We start from the raw sequence: 17,694 nt of genomic DNA, 5'->3' as shown, positions 1-17,694 counted from the left end.
GCCTACGTGAGTAGCCTCCCCTGTCATGAAACTGCTGCTGACGTCCGGGGGCGTCTCCAACCCCACCATCCACCAGGCCCTGGTCGGCCTGCTCGACAAGCCGATCGAGGAGTGCACGGCGCTGGCGATCCCGACGGCGATGTACGGGCACAGGAACGCCGGGCCCGGCCTGAACGTCTGGAACTTCGTGGCCGGGAGGTCCGCGCAGCCGCAGGTCGAGCTGGGGTGGAAGTCCGTCGGGCTGCTGGAGCTGACCGCGCTGCCGAGCATCCCCCGCGACGCGTGGGAGCCGCTGGTGCGCGCGACCGACGTGCTGCTGTTCTCGGGCGGCGAGGCGGTCTACCTGGCGCACTGGATGCGGGAGTCCGGGTTCGTTGACCTGCTGCCCGAGCTGACCGACACCGTCTGGGTCGGCATGAGCGCCGGCAGCATGGTGGCGGCCCCGCGCATCGGGGAGGACTTCCGGGCCTGGGACGGCGGCGAGAGCGACGAGACGCTCGGCCTCGTGGACTTCTCGATCTTCCCCCACTTCGAGCACCCGATGATGCCCGGCAACGACGCCGCCGAGTTCGAGCGCTGGGCAGCCACGATCGACAACCCGGCGTACGCCCTCTGCGACGACAGCGCCGTGTCGGTCGTCGACGGCACGGTCGAGGTGGTCTCCGAGGGGCAGTGGCGGTACGTCGACTGACGTGTGGGCAACAGCTGTGCCCTTTGGTCCTAGTACCCCCGATTTCGGCACGATTCGTCGACGACGCGCCCTACTGTTGCGCTTGCGCAGGGCGCTCCACTCGTGCCCGGTGTTCGAAGCTGACGGGGGTCATACCCGCAGCGGCCGTCAGCCTCGAACATCGGGCACGAGCGCATTTCCGGGCCAGCGCCTCAGGCCAGCTCGAAGGCGACCTTCCGCGTCGCGACGTCCGCGGCCACCAGCCGGGCCTGGACGTCCGTGCCCAGCGGCAGCGCCGTGGCCGAGGAGACCGGGCCCTCGACGGCCGGCTCCTGGAGCGTCAGGACGCCCCGCGTGGGCGACTTCTCGTCCACGTCGACGACGACCGCGTCGAAGGTCTCGCCCACACGCCCCTGGAGCACCCCGGCCTCGACGAGGTCCAGGACGGCCCCTTCGTACTGGTGGGCACGGTGGCCCGACTCCGAGAGCACCTTCGGCAGGTCGTGCAGCTCCGAGAGCACCCACATCGGGACCTCGGTGCCGGCGCAGAGCGCCACGCAGATCTCGCCGGCGAAGCGGTCGCCGAGGCGGCGCAGCGGCGCGGTCACGTGGGCGTACTCCGACGCCAGCGCCGCGTGCTGGGGCTCTGCCGGCACCTCGCCGTCGAAGCCGACGTACCCGCTCCCCCGCAGCAGCCGCGTGCAGGCGTTGACCATCGCGGCGTGCTGGGGCTTGCGCGGGTCCAGCGACCGGATGAAGTCGGGGTAGAGCTGCTCGGCCGGCCACTCGATGCCGAGCGCGCGGGCGGTGCGGTGCAGGCGCTGTACGTCGTGCGGGTCCGGCGGCGGGAGCGTCCGCAGCAGGCCGACCCGGGCGTAGACCATGAGCGAGGCGGCGCCGAAGCCGGTCAGCAGCGAGATCTGGGCGTTCCAGTTCTCCACGGGCAGCAGGGTGCGGAACTCCAATGACCAGGAGTCACCGGCCACGGTGACCTCCTGCTCGGGCAGCGGCAGCGAGACGCCACCGCGCGCCGCTTCGCGCTCGAGGCGCTTGGCGCCCAGCTCGGCCAGCAGCTGGAGCGACTCCGACGCCGACCCGTCGTCGATCGAGCGCTGCACGGACTCGTAGTCCAGCTTGGCCGTCGACCGGACCAGCGCGCGCTCGACCTGCACGTCGGTGCCCTCACCGGTGTCGTCGCAGCGGATCGTCCACAGCAGCGCCGGCCGGACCTGCTCGGGCAGCAGCGAGGCGGCGCCCTCGGAGAGCACCTTCGGGTGCAGCGGCACCTTGGAGTCCGCCCCGTAGAGCGTCTCCCCGCGCCGGTGCGCCTCGAGGTCGATCGGGTCGCCGGGCGCCACGAACGCGGCGACGTCGGCGATCGCGTAGTGGACGCGGTAGCCGTCGCGGTCCCGCTCGATGTGCAGCGCCTGGTCGAGGTCCATCGAGCTCGGCGGGTCGATCGTCACGAACGGGATGTCGGTGCGGTCCAGGTCCGGCAGCCGTGGCGCGGCTGCAGCAGCGGCCGCGGCCTCCTCCACCTCGGGCGGGAAGTCCGGCGAGACCTTGAGGTCGGCCTGGATCGCCGCGATCCCCTGCCGGAGCCCCTCGGCGGCCACGCGGTCGCTCTCGGAGTCGCCGGCCGGACGGACGTGCACCACTCGGTTGCTGGGCATGTCCAGCACCCTAGGACACTTCGGCCGCCCACCGGAGACCTCGGCACGGCGTCCGGACCGCGGACCCCCTAACCTATGCGCGTGCTGATCCTGCTTCCCCCGAGCGAGGGCAAGAGCGCCCCGCGGCTGGGCAAGCCCCTCGAGCTCGCCGACCTGAGCTTCCCGGTCCTGACGCGGCCGCGCAGCATGGTCATCGATGCGCTCGTGGACCTCTGCTCGGTCGACATCGACCCCACCCTGCCGATGCACTCGCGCGTCCTCGTGGACCTCGCGGCACGCACGCTGGGCATCAGCGACGGCCAGCGCGACCTGGTGCAGCTCAACGGGCGCCTGCACACCTCGCCGTCCGCCCGGGCCGACAAGGTCTACACCGGCGTCCTGTACGACGCCCTCGACCCCGCGACGCTCTCCACGTCGGCCAAGCGTCGCGCGGCCACCCGCCTCGCGGTCACGTCCAGCCTCTTCGGGCTGGTCCGGCCGAGCGACCGTATCCCGGCGTACCGCCTCTCCGGCGACGCCAACCTCCCCGGCCTCGGCTCGGTGGCCGCGGTGTGGCGCGAGTACCTCGGCGACGCCATCCACCTCGGCATGGGCGACGGGCTGCTGGTCGACCTCCGGTCGACGATGTACGCCGCGTTCTGGCGGCCGCCCTCCAGCCTGGCCGACCGGGTGGCGACCGTGCGGGTGCTGCACGAGGTCGATGGCAAGCGCCAGGTCGTCAGCCACTTCAACAAGTCGACCAAGGGCCGGATCGTCCGCGACCTGCTCGAGGACGGCGGCAACCCGCGCACGCCCGGCAAGCTCGCCGATCTGCTGACCGATCTCGGCTGGAAGGTCGAGCTGGGCGAGCCCACCAAGAAGGGCACCCAGCTCGACGTCATCGTCACCGACGTCTGAGGATCACCAGCGCTGCTGGGCGAACGCGTCGTGCCCGGGGGGCAGCGCGTTGAACATCCGCATCGACGCGCGCGGCTCGGTGCCGCCCGGGCCACCGCGGAAGAACGACAGCACCGACACCGAGGCCGGTGACAGCTCCATCCGGAAGACCGCCTCGAGCGGCGCGTCGACGGCGTGCGCGACGAGCGTCTTGATCGGCGTCACGTGGCTGACCACCACGACCGTCTTGCCGGCGTGGGCGTCCAGGAGGCGCTGCAGCCCGCCGAGGACCCGCTCCTCGACGACACGGAACGACTCGCCCCCGGCCGGAGCCTCGTCGAGCGACCCCAGCCAGCGGTCGAGCTCCTCGGGGTGCCGCTCGGCCACCTCGCCGAACGTCAGCCCGTCCCAGTGCCCGAACTCCATCTCTGCGAAGCCCGGCTCCTCCTCGACCTGCTTGCCCAGCACGGCGGCGATGATGTCGGCCGACTCGCGGGTGCGGCGCACGGGCGAGGCGATCACGACGTCGACCTTCTCGGCCAGCGGCGCCAGCCACTCGGCGGCCGCACGGACCTGGTCGCGGCCCTCCTCGCTGAGCCCCGGGTTGGCGCTCGCCAGCCCGCCCGAGAAGCGCTTCTCGACGGTGTGTGGAGTGACGCCGTGGCGCACCAGCACCACCGTGGTCGGCTCCCCCGCCGGCGCGGTCCACCCGCGCGCCGGCTTCTCGATCTCCTCGATGAGGCTCTCGGCGTCGGGGTCCTCGCCAGCCGCCGTCACGCCGTGCCGCAACCCGTCCAGGGCCTCGTTGGCCAGCCGGTCGGCGTGCGCGTTCTGCTCCCGCGGAACCCAGGTGTACGTCGTGCCCGCCGGCGCGAGACGACCCGCCTCGGCGGCCAGCGGCTTCATGTCCGGGTGCTTGATCTTCCAGCGCCCCGACATCTGCTCGACGACCAGCTTGGAGTCCATCCGGACCTCGACCTCGGCCCCGGGCGCGAACTCCGCGGCCATCCGCAGACCGGCGACGAGGCCGGAGTACTCCGCGACGTTGTTGGTCGCGAAGCCGATCCGGGTCCCGTCCTCGGCGATCACCTCGCCCGTGTCCGCGTCCTTCAGCACGGCGCCGTACGCCGAGGGGCCGGGGTTGCCGCGCGAGCCGCCGTCGGCCTCGATGAGGACCCGGCGTGCGGTCACAGACCGCTCTCAGAGGTGCGGACCAGGATCCGCGAGCACTCCTCGCACCGGATCACGAGGTCGCTCGGCGACGCCTTGATGACCGCCAGCTCGGCGTTGTCGATGGCCAGCTGGCAGCCGCTGCAGCGGCGCTGGCGCAGCTCGGCGGCGCCCACTCCGCCCTTCTGGACCCGCAGCCGGTCGTAGAGCGCGACGAGGTCGGCCGGCAGGCCCTCGGCGGCCGGGCCACGCTCGGCCTCGACCTTGGCCAGCTGGAGGTCGATCTCCGCGGTCTTCTGGTCGCGCGCCAGCATGAGCTCGGCGAGCTGCTCGTCGGCCTCGCGGACCTTGCCGGAGAACTCGTCGAGGGTGCGCTGCGCCTCCTCGAGGCGGGCCATCACCTCGAGCTCGTCGTCCTCGAGCGAGGTGATCCGGCGCTCGAGCGACTCGAGCTCGTGGCTCATGCGCTCGAGGTCCTTGGGGTTGGTGACCAGGCCCTGGTCCATCCGGTTGCGGTCCCGCTCGCGGCGGGCCTTGACCGTCTCGACGTCGGAGTCGACCTTCTGCTGCTCGACGGTCAGGTCGTCGACGGCGATCTGCGCGTCGCGGGCCTGGTCGTCGCTGGACTTGCGCGTCGTCTGCAGGGCGACGATCTCGGCGAGCTCGGGCAGGTTGGCCCGCTGGTGGCGCAGCTGGTCCGCCTTGGCGTCGAGCTCCTGGACTTCCAGGAGCTTCTGCTGGGCGGTGGGGTCGGCTTTCAGGGTGTGCTCCTCGAGACTCGGAACTGCCAGGGGTCGGTGCGGATCGTGCTCACACGGGTCTCCACCGTATCGTCCGCGTCCCCGGCCAGCGCCGCCGCCAGCCGTCTCTCGACCACGGGCAGCCACGTCCACTCCGCCGCCCAGTGCGCGACGTCGATGACGGCCGGCCCGCCCTTCTCCACGAACTCCGCGGTGGGGTGGTGCCGCATGTCGCTGGTGACGTAGACGTCGGCGTCGGTGCGGAGCACGGCGTCGAGCAGGAAGTCGCCCGCGCCGCCGCACAGCGCCACCCGTCGTACGACGCGTGCGGGATCGCCCGCGACCCGCACGCCCTGCTCGCTGGCCGGCAACGCGTCGGCCACCGTGGCCGCGAAGTCGGCCAGCGTCGTGGCCGGCACGGATCCGATCCGGCCGGCCCCGGTGTCGCTGGTGCCGGGGTCGGCGAGCTCGACGACGTCGTAGGCCGGCTCCTCGTAGGGGTGGGCCGCCAGCATCGCGGCCACGACCGCACTCCGCCGACCGCGGGCCAGCACGGCCGAGACCTGCACCTCGGCCACGACCTCCGGCCGACCCACCTCGCCGATCGCGGGGGTCGCGCCGGGCAGCGGCCTGAACCGGCCCTCACCGGGCGTGCTGAAGGAGCAGGAGTCGTAGTCGCCGATCGCCCCGGCCCCGGCACCGGCCAGCGCGGCCCGGACGGCCTCCGCGGCCTCGGCCGGGACGTGCACGGTCAGCTTGTCCAGGGCGGTGTCCGCCGAGGGCTGCACGGGCGACACGTCGGTCAGCCCGAGCGCTGCGGCCAGCGCCTCGGACACCCCGCCCTCGGCCCGGTCGGCGTTGGTGTGCGCGGTCAGCAGCGCACACCCGGCCCCGGCCAGGGTCGCGAGCGTGCGGCCCTTGGGCGTGGTGGCCGCGAAGCCGTGCACCGGCTTGAGGAAGAGCGGGTGGTGCACCACCAGCAGGTCGGCGCCCCAGGCGGCCGCCTCCTGCGCGACCTCGAGGGTCGGGTCGACCGCGAAGAGCACCTTGCGGACCGGTGCCGCCGGGTCGCCGTACACCAGTCCGACGGCGTCCCAGCCGTCGGCGGTGGCGGGTGGGTACCACCCGTGCAGCAGGTCGACGACGTCGCGCAGCGCAGGCATGGCCCGAGGCTAGCGCCCAGACTCGCCGTCAGTTGACCTGCCGGTCGTAGCCCTCCCAGTAGGGCGCCCGCAGCTTGAACTTCTGCAGCTTGCCGGTGGCGGTGCGCGCGAGCTCGTCGCGGAACTCCACCGACGTGGGCGCCTTGTAGCCCGCGGCCTTGTCCTTGCACCACGCGATCAGGTCGGCCTCGGACGCCTCCTGCCCCTCGGCCAGCACGACGAGCGCCTTGATCGTCTCGCCCCACTTCTCGCTCGGCACCCCGATCACGGCGACCTCGGCGACGGCGGGATGGCTGAACAGCACGTCCTCGACCTCGATCGAGGAGACGTTCTCGCCGCCGGTGATGATCACGTCCTTCTTGCGGTCGCTGATCGTCAGGTAGCCGTCGTCGCCCAGCACGCCGCCGTCGCCGGTGTGGAACCACCCGCCGGCCAGCGCCCGCTCGGACTCCTCGGGCTGCTCCCAGTAGCCCTCGAGCACGACGTTGGACCGGGCCAGCACCTCGCCGGTGTTCTCCTCGGCCTCCGAGATCTTCAGGCGTACGCCGAGCGCCGGCGCCCCCGCCCGGGTGAGCAGCGAGGCGCGCTCGAGCGGCTCGAGGTCGTCCCACTCCGCCCGGGAGCGGTTGAAGGTCAGCAGCGGCGAGGTCTCGGTGAGGCCGTAGATCTGGATGAACTCCCAGCCGAGCTCCTGCTCGACCCGCGCGACGGTCTTGGTCGGCGGCGGGGCGCCGGCCATGATGATCCGGACCTTGTCGCGGCCGGGGATCTCACCCTCCCAGTCCTGGGCGGCGTCGAGCACCGCGGCGGCCACGGCCGGGGCGGCACACATGACGGTGACGCCGTGGTCGCGGACCCGCCGCAGGATCTCGGCGCCGTCGATCTTGCGGATCACGACCTGCTTGACGCCCAGGCCGGTCATGGCGAACGGCATCCCCCAGCCGTTGGCGTGGAACATCGGCAGCGTGTGCAGGTAGACGTCGCGGTCGGTCACGGCGGCGTGCATCGCGAAGGTCACCGCGTTCACCCAGATGTTGCGGTGCGTGATCTGCACGCCCTTGGGCCGCGCAGTCGTGCCGGAGGTGTAGTTGATGCAGGCGGTGGCGTTCTCGTCCGGCTCCCAGGGCTTCGGCTCGGCCCCCTCCGCCGCGTAGAGGTCGTCGTCCTGCCCGATCACGAAGCGGTGCTCGGCCTTCACGTCCGCCAGTGCCTCGTCCAGCTCGGGGTCGACGACCAGGACCCGGGCGCCGGAGTGCTCGACGATGTACTGCACCTCGTCGGGACGCAGCCGGAAGTTGACCGGCACCAGCACCCGTCCGAATCCCGCGACCCCGAAGAACGACGTGAGCAGCCGCGCGCTGTTGTGGCTGACGACCGCCACCCGGTCACCGAACCCGATGCCCAGCTCGTCGAGCCTCGCCGCCTGCCGCCGGGCCAGCTCGCCGATCTCCGCGTAGGTCAGCTCGCCCCCGCCCAGCGGAGCGGCCGGCTGGTCCGGCTCGTCCACGCAGCCGGTCCGGGCGCCGTAGACCTGCACGGCACGGTCGATGAAGTCGGACACGCTGAACGGGACGATCATCGGGGGCTCCTCGAGGCGACTCGCTGTGACGTCTGCCACCATAGTCACCGCGAAGGGCTACGGTTCGAGGGTGATCTCGGGAGACACGCCGGTCCGACGCGACGTCGGACGGCTCTGGGCGGCCTACGCCGTGAGCGAGGCCGGCACCGCCGTCGGCGCCGGGGCACTGCCCCTGGTGGCGCTGCTGGTGCTGCACCTCGGCCCGCTCGAGGTCTCCGTGGTCGCCGCCCTCAGCGGCATCGTCGCCGCGGTCCTGGCCCTCCCCCTCGGCTCGCTCATCGAGTTCCGCCCCAAGCGGTCCGCGATGGTCGCCGCTGACCTGGCCCGCTTCGCCGCGTTCGGCAGCGTGCCCGTCGCCGCCGCGTTCGGCGCCCTCACCTACGCCCACCTCTGCGCGGTCGCCGTGGTCCAGGCGCTCGGCGTGATCGCGTTCGGCGCGGCCAGCGGCGCCCACCTCAAGGCGCTGGTCCCGGCCGACGAGCGGCTGCACGTGGTCAGCCGCTTCGAGACGACCTTCTGGACCGCGACCACGGTCGGCCCGCCGATCGGCGGCGCGCTCGTGTCGCTGGTCGGGGCGACCGCCTCGATGGCGGTCGACGCGGTCTCGTTCCTGCTCTCGGCGATCGGCGTACGCCGTCTGCGGACGCCCGAGCCCGCGCCCCCGGTCCGCACACCGGGCACCAACCGGCGCTCGGACCTCGTCGCGGGCTGGCGCGAGATCCACGCCCACCGGGGCATGCGCGCCCTCTTCTGGAACTCCCTGCTCTGCGGCGGCTCGCTGATGATGGCGGCCCCGCTGGTGCCGGTGCTGATGCTCCGCGACCTCGGCTTCGCCCCCTGGCAGTACGGCCTGGCCCTCGGCGTCCCCGGGCTCGGCGGCATCGTCGGCGCGCTGCTGACCCCCCGCCTCACCGAGCGGTACGGCGCGCGCCGGGTGCTGATGACCTCCGGCGTCGCCCGGACCATGTGGATGTCGCTGATCGCGCTGGCCACGCCGGGCGCGACCGGCCTTGTCCTGATCATCACCGCCAACACGCTGCTGCTGCTCAGCGCCGGCGCCTTCAACCCCTCGTTCACGGCCTACCGCCTGGCGGCAGCCCCCGACGACCACGTCGTCCGCGTGATCGCCTCGTGGTCGATCAGCCAGCGCACGGTCCAGCCCATGTTCATGCTGGCCGGCGGCGTGCTCGCCGCGTCGACCAGCGCCCGCACCGCGATCCTGGTGGCCGCGGTCCTGCTCGTCTCCAGCGCCGTGCTCCTGCCCTGGCGGGCCCCGCACGCCGAACCGCCCGGCTCAGCACCCCCATGCGGTGCTGAGACGGGCGGCTTCTCGGACGTCGATCAGGCGGCGGGCCAGGTGGCCGTGGCCACCGCTCCCCCCGTGACCTCGACGGTCAGCTGCACGTCGTCGGTGCCCTTCGGGACGAGGACGTAGCGGCCCTCGACCAGCTCGGGGAACACCAGCGACGGCACCTCGTCGCCCTGGACCGGACGGTTGACGACGGCCACGTGCGGGCGGTGCCCGTGGTCGTGCATGTGCCCGTGGTCATGGCCGTGCGCGTGGTCGTGACTGTGGGTGTGCTGGTGCCCCAGCTCGCCCTCGGGCACGATCTCGATCTCCTCCCCCTCCATCGAGGCCGGCATGGTCACGACGAGCGCGCCCACGTCGCCCCCGATGTCGAGCAGGACGGAGCCCTGCCCGGCGAAGGGGTTCTCGACTGCGGCGTCCATGACGCTCACGACGCCTGCGTCGTGCCGGGCTCGGTCTGGTAGCCACCGCCCGGCAGTCCGAGGTAGGGGAACTCGTCGGTCGCACCGGCGTTGGTGTTGCTCGTGCCGTCCTCGACGGCGCTGGCGGCGCCGTCGGGGGTGTACGACGGGTCGACGACCGGGATCGTCAGCCCCGCGATCGCTCGCAGCTCGATGGTCACCACGTCGTCGTCGATGCGGCGGCCGTTCGGGAAGCCGGCCGGGTCGCCACCGACGAGCCCGAGCTTGTTCGGGCTCGAGGCCGGCGGGATGGCCAGGTTGAGGCGCAGCATGTCGGCCTGCACCGGACCCGTGTAGTTCTGGAACCCCGGGATGACGCCTCCCGGGATGCCGGTCATCAGGACGGCGTTGAGGTCCGCACGAGGCTTGTCGTAGGCCGCGAGGTTGGGGAAGACGCCCGGGTAGAGGACCGGGAGGAGCCCCTGGAGCTCCGGCTTGTTGACGTACTTCGTGTAGCGCGAGTCGCCCTTGGGCTGGCGGACGTTCCACTGGTCCTTCTCGGCCATCGGCACGATGACCTCGTTGAACAGCGGGTTGCCCAGGCGGGAGACCTGCTTCCACGGACCGTGACCGACGTAGGAGCCCGAGTCGTAGTCGAAGATCCGCGACGCGCGTCGGCTGGCGGTGGCCCAGACGCCGACAACGGCCTTGGGGTCCATCGGGTCGCTCGGGGCCACCCCGTTGCGGGTGAGCTCCTTGATCGGCACCTGCAACGCGATGGTGTGCACGTTGTAGGACTGCACGGAGTTGACGCCGTTCATGTTCGGCATCGAGATGAGGTGTGCCTCGTTGAAGGGGCGCAGCGCCCCGAGGTCGAACACGCTGCCGAGGTCGACGTGGAAGGCGTCGGCCCGCTGGCCGGCGAAGACCATGCGGCCGCCCGGCAGGGCGTGCTTGGCCTCGTTGGACAGCGTGGCGTAGTCCGGGGTGCTGCGCTTGCCGACGTTGACCGGCGGGCACGGCAGGTTCTTGCCGAGCACCTTGGCCGTGCCGTTCTTGATCCGGGTCACGGAGTAGTACTGCGGCCGGTTCCAGGTCGTGTCGTCGATGTGCATGATCTGGCCGGTGTTGTAGAGGAACGTCTTGGCGTTCCTCACCCGCGTGTGGAAGCGGAACTGGTAGGTGATGTCGGCCTCGGCCTTGCCCTTGTTCGAGACGTGGATCTCGTAGAGGACGTCGTCACCGAACTCGTAGAAGTTCGGGCCGCCGTCCGGCTTCTGCAAGGGGATGAAGTTGGCGATCAGGACCGCCTGGGTCGGCGACGACGGGCTGACGAAGGCATAGACGTCGGTGCCGTCGGCGACCGGGTCCTTGGCGATCTCGGGTGCTTCGCGGTGGGAGGACATCACTCGCCTCCCGCTGCGTTGAGGATGCGGGTCACGAGGTCGCGGTCGTGGACGACCACCTCGCGCTCGCCGACCATCAGCCGGAGCTCGTCCGACCGGTGGTTCTTGACGTAGGCGACCACGGCCGCCTTGGCCGCGTCCGGACGCATCCGGGCGCTGGCGTCGGCTGCTTCGGACGTGACGGCGACGGTGCCCACGGCGACCGTCCCCGCTCCCGCAGCGGCCAGGAAGTTCCTTCTGCTGGTCTCACTCATTGCTGTGCCCTCCACAAGGGTCCGGGCGCCTCGATGTGAGGCGCGCCACAAGGGCTTCGGAGCCGAGGCGGATCCGGATGGGAGGCGAGGTGGGAGGCGGGTGAGTGGGCGCAGAGGGGATCGAACCCCCGACCACCTCGTTGTAAGCGAGGGGCTCTACCGCTGAGCTATACGCCCGTGGCTCGTCGGAGCGGCGTCAGACTACGCGAGCGCCGGGGCCGCGCGGGAATCCGGGTGGCGATGAGAAAGGCCCGGAAATAGGTCGAACCGCTGGCGTCTCGGGTCACCAGCGGTTCAACAAGTTCAAGATTAGGGGGGTCGTTCAAGGGCCGTCACGGGTTTGTCGGAAAGTTGTCCGAAATCCCCGGCAATGGTCCAGACCACCACCCGGGGTGCCGGTTTCCGGACGGTCAGGTCGCGGCGACGAGCTGCTTGAGGTGCTCGTCGAGGTCGCGTCCCTCGGGCAGCGCGTTGTGGACGGCCCAGCGGACCATCCCCTGCCGGTCGATGACGTACGAGGACCGCCGGGCCACACCCTTGGCCTCGTCGAAGACGTCGTAGGCCCGGGCCACCTCGCCGTGCGGCCAGAAGTCGGAGAGCAGCGGGAAGTTGAGCCCGTCCTGGTCGGCGAAGGCACGCAGGGAGTAGACCGGGTCGGTCGAGATCGCGAGCACCTCGGTGTCGAAGGTCATGAACTCCGCCAGCCGGTCGCGGATGCCGGCCATCTCCCCGGTGCACACCCCGGAGAACGCCCAGGGGTAGAAGATGATCGCCACCGCCTTGGTGCCGCGGTAGGACGACAGGGTGACGTCCTGCCCGAACTGGTCGCGCAGCGTGAAGTCGGGGGCCGGTCCGCCCAGGGAGAGTCCACTCATGGTGTGGCCCATCCTCGCACCCGGCGTGGACAGCCCCGCATCGGGCCGGTCAGCTCTTGTCCAGCTCCCGCTTGAGCACCTTGCCGGTGGCGTTGCGCGGCAGCTCGTCGAGGAAGACGAAGTCGCGCGGCACCTTGTAACGGGCGAGGTTCTCCTTCACCCAGTCCTTGAGCGTCTCCTCCGAGACCTCGCCCCGGGTGACCACGAAGGCCTTGAGCCGCTTGCCGAAGTCGGGGTCGTCGACGCCGATCGCGGCGACCTCCACCACCGACTCGTGGCGGGCCAGGCAGTCCTCGACCTCCTTGGGGAAGACGTTCTCCCCGCCGGAGACGATCATCTCGTCGTCGCGGCCCTCGACGTACAGGCGCCCGTCGGGGCCGAAGCGGCCGACGTCGCCGCTGGACATCAGCCCGTCGACGACCTCCTTGTGGCCGCCGCCGGTGTAGCCCTCGAAGAGCAGGCTGTTGCCGACGAAGATCCGGCCGGACTCCCCCGCCGGGAGCTCCTTGCCCTCTGGGTCGAGGATCTTCACGATCGTCGCCCACGGCGGGCGGCCGGCCGAGGACGGCGCCTCACGCAGGTCGACCGGGTTGGCGATCGAGGCGTAGGCGACCTCGGTCGAGCCGTAGATGTTGTAGAGGTTGTCGCCGAACTGGTCCATCCAGCTCACGGCGAGGTCGCCCGGCAGCGCCGAGCCCGACGCCGCCACGACCTTGACCCGCGAGAGGTCGTAGGAGGCGCGGGTCTCCTCGGGGAGGTTCATGATCCGCTGCAGCATCACCGGGATCACCACGAGCGACTGGCAGCCCTCGGCCTCGGTGACGCGCAGCGCCTCCTCGGGGTCGAACTTGCGGCGCAGCACCACGGTGGAGCCGAGGAGCATCGACATGGCCAGGTGGGCGAAGCCCCAGGTGTGGAACAGCGGGGCCGCGATGTGGGTGCGCCAGCCGTAGCGCAGGGGCATCCGCGACAGCAGCGAGACTGCGGCGTCGATGCCGGCCTCGTTGCGCGGCGCGCCCTTGGGGGTGCCGGTGGTGCCGGACGTCAGGATGACGATCCGGGTGTGCCGCTCCGGCGGCTCGAGGTCGCCGGCGGCCTGGGAGGAGATCAGCGACTCGATCGTCGCGACGTCGGCGCCGAGGTCGTCGGAGTCGACCCACGCCACGACGCGGTTCTCGATCGTCGCCCCGGACAGGAGCAAGGTGTACTCCTCGTCGTGGACCACGACGGTCGGCTTCTCGCGCTCGAGCACGTCGGCCAGCTGCGGCCCGGCGAACGCGGTGTTGAGGTAGAGGATGTCGGCGCCCAGCTTGGAGACCGCGATGCTGGCGTCGACGAACCCGCGGTGGTTGCGGCACATGATGGCGACGCCGTCGCCCTCGCGTACGCCGATCTCCCGCAGCGCGCGCGCCAGCGCGTTGGAGCGCTGGTGCATCTCCCCGAACGTCAGCGACCCGAGCTCGTCGATGAGGCCGATCTGGTCGGGGGCGCGGACGGCCAGCGAGGTGAACCCACCCGCCGGCCCGGTGCCCCAGCGGCGCAGGGTGCGGGCAAGCCCGGCCAGCACCAGCGGGGAGTAGGGCCGGATGATCCCGGCCTCGGTGAGCACCTTCAGGCTGGTGCCTCCGGCCGCAGCACGACCGAGGGCGGAGCCGAGGAGGGAACGGAGCACGCGGGGTCCTTCGGGCTGGTCGGGTCAGGCCGGGGTCTTGGGCGCGACGAGGCGTGTGGCCTGCCAGTCCTTGCTCACCGCGGCGGTGGTGGTCTGGGCGAGGCCTGCGATCGGCGCGGCCTCGGCGATGTCGGCGGCCTCCACGGCCTGCGCACGGCCGACCTTGGGGGTGAGCAGCCAGATCGCGCCGCCCCCGACCAGGTCGGTCAGCGCGTCGACCAGGCCGTCGACGAGGTCACCGTCATCGGCACGCCACCACAGCAGCACGGCATCGACCACGTTGCCGTAGTCGCCGTCCACCATGTCGGCGTCGATGGTGTCCTCGATCGCGACCCGGAGCTCGTCGTCGGTGTCGTTGTCCCAGCCGAGCTCCTGGATGACCATCCCGGGCTTGAAGCCCAGCCGGCCAGCAGGACCGGCGTCGGGTCCGTCTGTCTGGGTGGACCCGCCACCCGCGGTCGAGCTCACTGAATCCTCCAGTCGCGTCACATCCACCGTCCGGCTCCCGGGCGGCGACCCGGGCCCACGATGAGGCCAAGGTGGGGAGTAGTCCAGCGGAGTTGGGGCGGCTCCGCAACCCGTGTCCACAGGGAGGGGCTCCAAAACGCCTGCTCAGGGCCCCTCAGGAGGGGGCCGCTGAGACTACCGATGGGTAAATTCCCTGAGGTTCGGGAGCGTGCAACGATGAGCGGGTGACCGAAGAGACATCCACCACTTCAGGCACGACCTCCTCGACGACGACCAGCCCCCGATCGGGTTCGATCGCGTCCGTCATCCACGAGGGTCTGCCCACCCAGCTGCCGGACATCGACCCGGACGAGACCAACGACTGGATCGCGTCGTTCGACTCGATGGTCGACGAGCGCGGCCGCGACCGTGCCCGCTACGTCATGCTGCGCCTCCTCGAGCGCGCGCGTGAGATGCAGGTCGGCGTGCCGGCGCTGCGCAGCACCGACTACATCAACACGATCCCGCCCGAGCGCGAGCCGTGGTTCCCCGGCGACGAGGAGGCCGAGCGCCGCATCCGCGCCTTCATCCGCTGGAACGCCGCGGTCATGGTCTCCTCGGCCAACCGCAAGGGGCTCGAGGTCGGCGGCCACATCGCCACCTACCAGTCCTCGGCCAGCCTCTACGAGGTCGGCTTCAACCACTTCTTCCGCGGCAAGGACCACCCCGGCGGCGGCGACCAGATCTACATCCAGGGCCACGGCTCCCCCGGCATCTACGCCCGCGCCTTCCTCGAGGGCCGGCTGGAGGAGGAGCAGCTCTACCGCTTCCGCCAGGAGGTCCAGCACGGCGCCCACGCCGGCCTGCCGTCGTACCCGCACCCGCGCCTGATGCCGGACTTCTGGGAGTTCCCGACGGTCTCCATGGGGCTCACGGGCATCAACTCGATCTACCAGGCGCGGTTCAACCGCTACCTGCAGAACCGCAACATCAAGGACACCAGCGAGCAGCGCGTGTGGGCGTTCCTCGGCGACGGCGAGATGGCCGAGCCCGAGTCGCTGGGCGCCATCCGGGTCGCCGCCCGCGAGGAGCTCGACAACCTCGTCTGGGTCATCAACTGCAACCTCCAGCAGCTCGACGGCCCGGTCAACGGCAACGGCAAGATCATCCAGGAGCTCGAGGCCAACTTCCGCGGTGCCGGCTGGAACGTCATCAAGGTGGTCTGGGGCCGCGAGTGGGACCCGTTGCTGGCCCGCGACGTCGACGGCGTGCTGGTCAACCGGATGAACACCACCCCGGACGGCGCGTTCCAGACCTACTCCACGGAGAAGGGCGACTACATCCGCGAGCACTTCTTCGGCACCGACCCGCGGCTGCGCAAGATGGTCGAGCACATGACCGACGACCAGATCGTGAAGCTGCCCCGCGGCGGCCACGACTACCGCAAGGTCTACGCCGCGTTCGACGCCGCGACCAAGCACGCCGGCCAGCCGACCGTGATCCTGGCCAAGACCATCAAGGGCTGGACGATCGACGCGCTGGAGGGCAAGAACGCCACCCACCAGATGAAGAAGCTGACCCAGGACGACCTCAAGAAGTTCCGGGACCGCCTCTACCTGCCGATCTCCGACCGCGACCTCGAGCGCTCCTACGAGGAGACCGGCGCCGCGCCGTTCTTCCACCCCGGCAAGGACGCCCCCGAGATCCAGTACATGAAGGAGCGTCGGGCGGCCCTGGGCGGCCCGGTCCCCAAGCGCGTCCTGCGCGCCAAGGACCTCCAGCTGCCCGCCGACTCGGTCTACGCCGAGCTGAAGAAGGGCTCGGGCAAGAACTCCATCGCCACGACCATGGCCGTGGTGCGCCTGCTCAAGGACTGGATGAAGGACCCGGAGATCGGCAAGCGCCTCGTGCCGATCGCCCCGGACGAGTACCGCACGTTCGGCATGGACGCGATGTTCCCGAGCGCCAAGGTCTACAACCCGGCCGGTCAGCAGTACGAGTCGGTCGACCGCAAGTTGTTGCTCTCCTACAAGGAGTCCCCGCAGGGCCAGATGCTCCACGAGGGCATCTCCGAGGCCGGCGCCATGGCCTCGGCGACGGCCGCCGGCTCGGCGTACTCCACCCACGGCGAGCACATGATCCCGTTCTACATCTTCTACTCGATGTTCGGCTTCCAGCGGACCGCCGACTCGATCTGGGCGATGGCCGACCAGCTCGCGCGCGGCTTCCTGATCGGCGCCACCGCGGGTCGCACCACCCTGACCGGTGAGGGCCTGCAGCACGCCGACGGCCACTCCCCGCTCATCGCGGCGACCAACCCGGCGGTCGTGCACTACGACCCGGCGCAGGCCTACGAGGTCGCGCACATCATGCAGTCGGGTCTCGAGCGGATGTACGGCGAGAACTCCGAGGACGTGATCTTCTACATCACCGTCTACAACGAGCCCGTCCAGCACCCGGCCGAACCGGAGGACGTCGACGTCGAGGGCATCCTCAAGGGCATCCACCGCGTGGGCACCGCCGACGGTGAGGGGCCGCGCGTGCAGCTGCTCGCCTCCGGCGTGGGCCTCCCATGGGTCCGCGAGGCCGCCCGCATCCTCGCCGAGGACTACGGCGTGCAGTCCGACACCTGGTCGGTCACCTCGTGGAACGAGCTGGCCCGCGACGCCGTCTCGGCCGAGGAGTGGAACCTCCTCCACCCGGGCGAGTCGCCGCGCACGCCGTACGTCGCCGACAAGCTGGCCGGCGCCCGCGGCCCCGTCGTGGCCGTCTCGGACTACATGCGGGCCGTCCCGCTGCAGATCGCGCGCTGGGTGCCCGGTGACTACCGGGTGCTGGGTGCCGACGGGTTCGGCTTCGCCGACACCCGCCCGGCCGCCCGTCGCTTCTTCCACATCGACGCCCAGTCCGTCGTCGTCCAGGCGCTCCAGGCGCTCGCGGACGCCGGCGAGATCGGTCGCGACAAGGTCGAGGAGGCGTTCGCGAAGTTCCGCATCGACGACCCGACCGCCGTCGCCGGCGTGAAGCAGGAGGGCGGCGACGCGTAGCGACCCCGACACGAGCGGGGCGGTGACCAGTGATGGTTGCCGCCCCGTTGGTCATTTCGGGGGAAGCTCGACGCCCGCGCGCGTGGCGGCGCCGCCCGCATACGCGGGCGCCCTGGCGGCGGGAGCGGTGAGTTGCGAACCCTTTGCCTGCCCGATTCGGTTCATGGCTCACCGCCGGGTCGGACGGGCGGTGCCTGGTGAACCGTTTCCAAGTCGGGTTCGGTTCATGGCTCACCGCTCGAGCTGTTCGGGGGTGCGCCTGGGGCGGGGCGGCGGCGGAGCGCAGCGGAGTCCGTCCGCCCCGGCCGCCGCCTGAAGCCGATCGCGAGAGGCTCGGGGTCAAGGACGCCGAAGGCGCCGCGAAGCGGGCGAAGCTCCTTGACGCCGAGACGCGATCGGCTACGCGGCGCAC

The 17,694-nt window shown here is 71.4% G+C and carries 15 protein-coding genes and 1 tRNA gene; 4 read left to right on the top strand and 12 right to left on the bottom strand.

The genetic code is table 11. The annotated features are described in order from the left end of the window. The first annotated feature begins 25 nt into the window (after nt 1–25). Complete coding sequence (locus tag FB382_RS05690; RefSeq protein WP_182537509.1) at nt 26–691, top strand: Type 1 glutamine amidotransferase-like domain-containing protein; 666 nt, start codon at nt 26–28, stop codon at nt 689–691. A gap of 191 nt (nt 692–882) precedes the next feature. On the opposite strand, the gene FB382_RS05685 is transcribed toward FB382_RS05690, so the two are convergent. Continuing rightward, nucleotides 883–2,343, bottom strand: coding sequence for an RNB domain-containing ribonuclease (locus tag FB382_RS05685; RefSeq protein WP_182537507.1), 1,461 nt, complete (start codon nt 2,341–2,343; stop codon nt 883–885). Between the two features lie 75 nt (nt 2,344–2,418). Here FB382_RS05685 and FB382_RS05680 point away from each other — a divergent pair, with 75 nt between their 5' ends. Further along, nucleotides 2,419–3,240: a YaaA family protein gene (locus tag FB382_RS05680; protein WP_220481271.1), complete on the top strand. Its 822-nt coding sequence runs from the start codon at nt 2,419–2,421 to the stop codon at nt 3,238–3,240. Nucleotides 3,241–3,243: 3 nt separating this feature from the next. Here FB382_RS05680 and FB382_RS05675 read toward each other — a convergent pair whose 3' ends face one another. From FB382_RS05675 to FB382_RS05660, 4 genes are read right to left on the bottom strand one after another with little or no spacing between them, the layout of a single operon-like run. Then, nucleotides 3,244–4,410 (bottom strand): bifunctional RNase H/acid phosphatase, encoded by a 1,167-nt coding sequence (locus tag FB382_RS05675; RefSeq protein ID WP_182537502.1) that lies wholly within the window; start codon nt 4,408–4,410, stop codon nt 3,244–3,246. Beyond that, nucleotides 4,407–5,117, bottom strand: a complete 711-nt coding sequence (locus FB382_RS05670) for a zinc ribbon domain-containing protein (RefSeq protein ID WP_425490131.1) — start codon at nt 5,115–5,117, stop codon at nt 4,407–4,409. Before FB382_RS05670 ends, FB382_RS05675 begins: the two co-directional genes overlap by 4 nt. Before the next feature lie 29 nt (nt 5,118–5,146). Then, on the bottom strand, nt 5,147–6,292 hold the full coding sequence (locus tag FB382_RS05665) for a Nif3-like dinuclear metal center hexameric protein (RefSeq protein ID WP_182537500.1): 1,146 nt from the start codon (nt 6,290–6,292) through the stop codon (nt 5,147–5,149). A 28-nt stretch (nt 6,293–6,320) separates the two neighbouring features. After that, the gene (locus tag FB382_RS05660; protein ID WP_182537498.1) at nt 6,321–7,871 is read right to left on the bottom strand and encodes an AMP-binding protein; all 1,551 of its coding nucleotides are present in this window, start codon (nt 7,869–7,871) and stop codon (nt 6,321–6,323) included. Between the two features lie 70 nt (nt 7,872–7,941). Between FB382_RS05660 and FB382_RS05655 the strand changes: the two genes are divergently transcribed. Then, complete coding sequence (locus FB382_RS05655; RefSeq protein WP_343055498.1) at nt 7,942–9,306, top strand: MFS transporter; 1,365 nt, start codon at nt 7,942–7,944, stop codon at nt 9,304–9,306. Here the strand turns inward: FB382_RS05655 and FB382_RS05650 are convergent. The 7 genes from FB382_RS05650 to FB382_RS05620 form a co-directional block, all read right to left on the bottom strand. Further along, nucleotides 9,213–9,602 (bottom strand): hypothetical protein, encoded by a 390-nt coding sequence (locus tag FB382_RS05650; protein WP_182537494.1) that lies wholly within the window; start codon nt 9,600–9,602, stop codon nt 9,213–9,215. The genes FB382_RS05655 and FB382_RS05650 overlap by 94 nt on opposite strands. A 5-nt stretch (nt 9,603–9,607) precedes the next feature. Next, nucleotides 9,608–10,987: a DUF4331 domain-containing protein gene (locus tag FB382_RS05645; RefSeq protein WP_182537492.1), complete on the bottom strand. Its 1,380-nt coding sequence runs from the start codon at nt 10,985–10,987 to the stop codon at nt 9,608–9,610. Further along, nucleotides 10,987–11,241 (bottom strand): twin-arginine translocation signal domain-containing protein, encoded by a 255-nt coding sequence (locus FB382_RS05640; protein WP_182537490.1) that lies wholly within the window; start codon nt 11,239–11,241, stop codon nt 10,987–10,989. The genes FB382_RS05645 and FB382_RS05640 overlap by 1 nt, the downstream gene beginning before the upstream one ends. A gap of 105 nt (nt 11,242–11,346) precedes the next feature. Then, a tRNA-Val gene (locus FB382_RS05635) sits at nt 11,347–11,418 on the bottom strand. A gap of 233 nt (nt 11,419–11,651) precedes the next feature. Next, nucleotides 11,652–12,116: a peroxiredoxin gene (locus tag FB382_RS05630; RefSeq protein WP_182537488.1), complete on the bottom strand. Its 465-nt coding sequence runs from the start codon at nt 12,114–12,116 to the stop codon at nt 11,652–11,654. A gap of 49 nt (nt 12,117–12,165) precedes the next feature. Continuing rightward, nucleotides 12,166–13,788, bottom strand: coding sequence for an AMP-binding protein (locus FB382_RS05625; protein ID WP_182537486.1), 1,623 nt, complete (start codon nt 13,786–13,788; stop codon nt 12,166–12,168). Nucleotides 13,789–13,812: 24 nt separating this feature from the next. Beyond that, the gene (locus FB382_RS05620) at nt 13,813–14,256 is read right to left on the bottom strand and encodes a DUF3052 domain-containing protein (RefSeq protein ID WP_125035509.1); all 444 of its coding nucleotides are present in this window, start codon (nt 14,254–14,256) and stop codon (nt 13,813–13,815) included. Between the two features lie 293 nt (nt 14,257–14,549). On the opposite strand from FB382_RS05620, the gene aceE reads away from it, so the two are divergent. Continuing rightward, nucleotides 14,550–17,282, top strand: a complete 2,733-nt coding sequence (aceE, locus tag FB382_RS05615) for a pyruvate dehydrogenase (acetyl-transferring), homodimeric type (protein ID WP_343055675.1) — start codon at nt 14,550–14,552, stop codon at nt 17,280–17,282. The last annotated feature ends 412 nt before the right edge of the window (nt 17,283–17,694 follow it).

The organism is Nocardioides ginsengisegetis (assembly GCF_014138045.1).
Classification (GTDB): Bacteria; Actinomycetota; Actinomycetes; order Propionibacteriales; family Nocardioidaceae; genus Nocardioides; species Nocardioides ginsengisegetis.
This window is presented reverse-complemented; position numbering and strand designations above follow the sequence as displayed.

What these genes read in the sequence shown, in the direction of transcription:
- FB382_RS05685 (WP_182537507.1), bottom strand. Translation starts at nt 2,343, where the DNA reads ATGCCCAGCAACCGAGTGGTGCACGTCCGTCCGGCCGGCGACTCCGAG.
- FB382_RS05650 (WP_182537494.1), bottom strand. Translation starts at nt 9,602, where the DNA reads ATGGACGCCGCAGTCGAGAACCCCTTCGCCGGGCAGGGCTCCGTCCTG.
- FB382_RS05645 (WP_182537492.1), bottom strand. Translation starts at nt 10,987, where the DNA reads ATGTCCTCCCACCGCGAAGCACCCGAGATCGCCAAGGACCCGGTCGCC.
- FB382_RS05640 (WP_182537490.1), bottom strand. Translation starts at nt 11,241, where the DNA reads ATGAGTGAGACCAGCAGAAGGAACTTCCTGGCCGCTGCGGGAGCGGGG.
- FB382_RS05690 (WP_182537509.1), top strand. Translation starts at nt 26, where the DNA reads ATGAAACTGCTGCTGACGTCCGGGGGCGTCTCCAACCCCACCATCCAC.
- FB382_RS05660 (WP_182537498.1), bottom strand. Translation starts at nt 7,871, where the DNA reads ATGATCGTCCCGTTCAGCGTGTCCGACTTCATCGACCGTGCCGTGCAG.
- FB382_RS05680 (WP_220481271.1), top strand. Translation starts at nt 2,419, where the DNA reads ATGCGCGTGCTGATCCTGCTTCCCCCGAGCGAGGGCAAGAGCGCCCCG.
- FB382_RS05630 (WP_182537488.1), bottom strand. Translation starts at nt 12,116, where the DNA reads ATGAGTGGACTCTCCCTGGGCGGACCGGCCCCCGACTTCACGCTGCGC.
- FB382_RS05665 (WP_182537500.1), bottom strand. Translation starts at nt 6,292, where the DNA reads ATGCCTGCGCTGCGCGACGTCGTCGACCTGCTGCACGGGTGGTACCCA.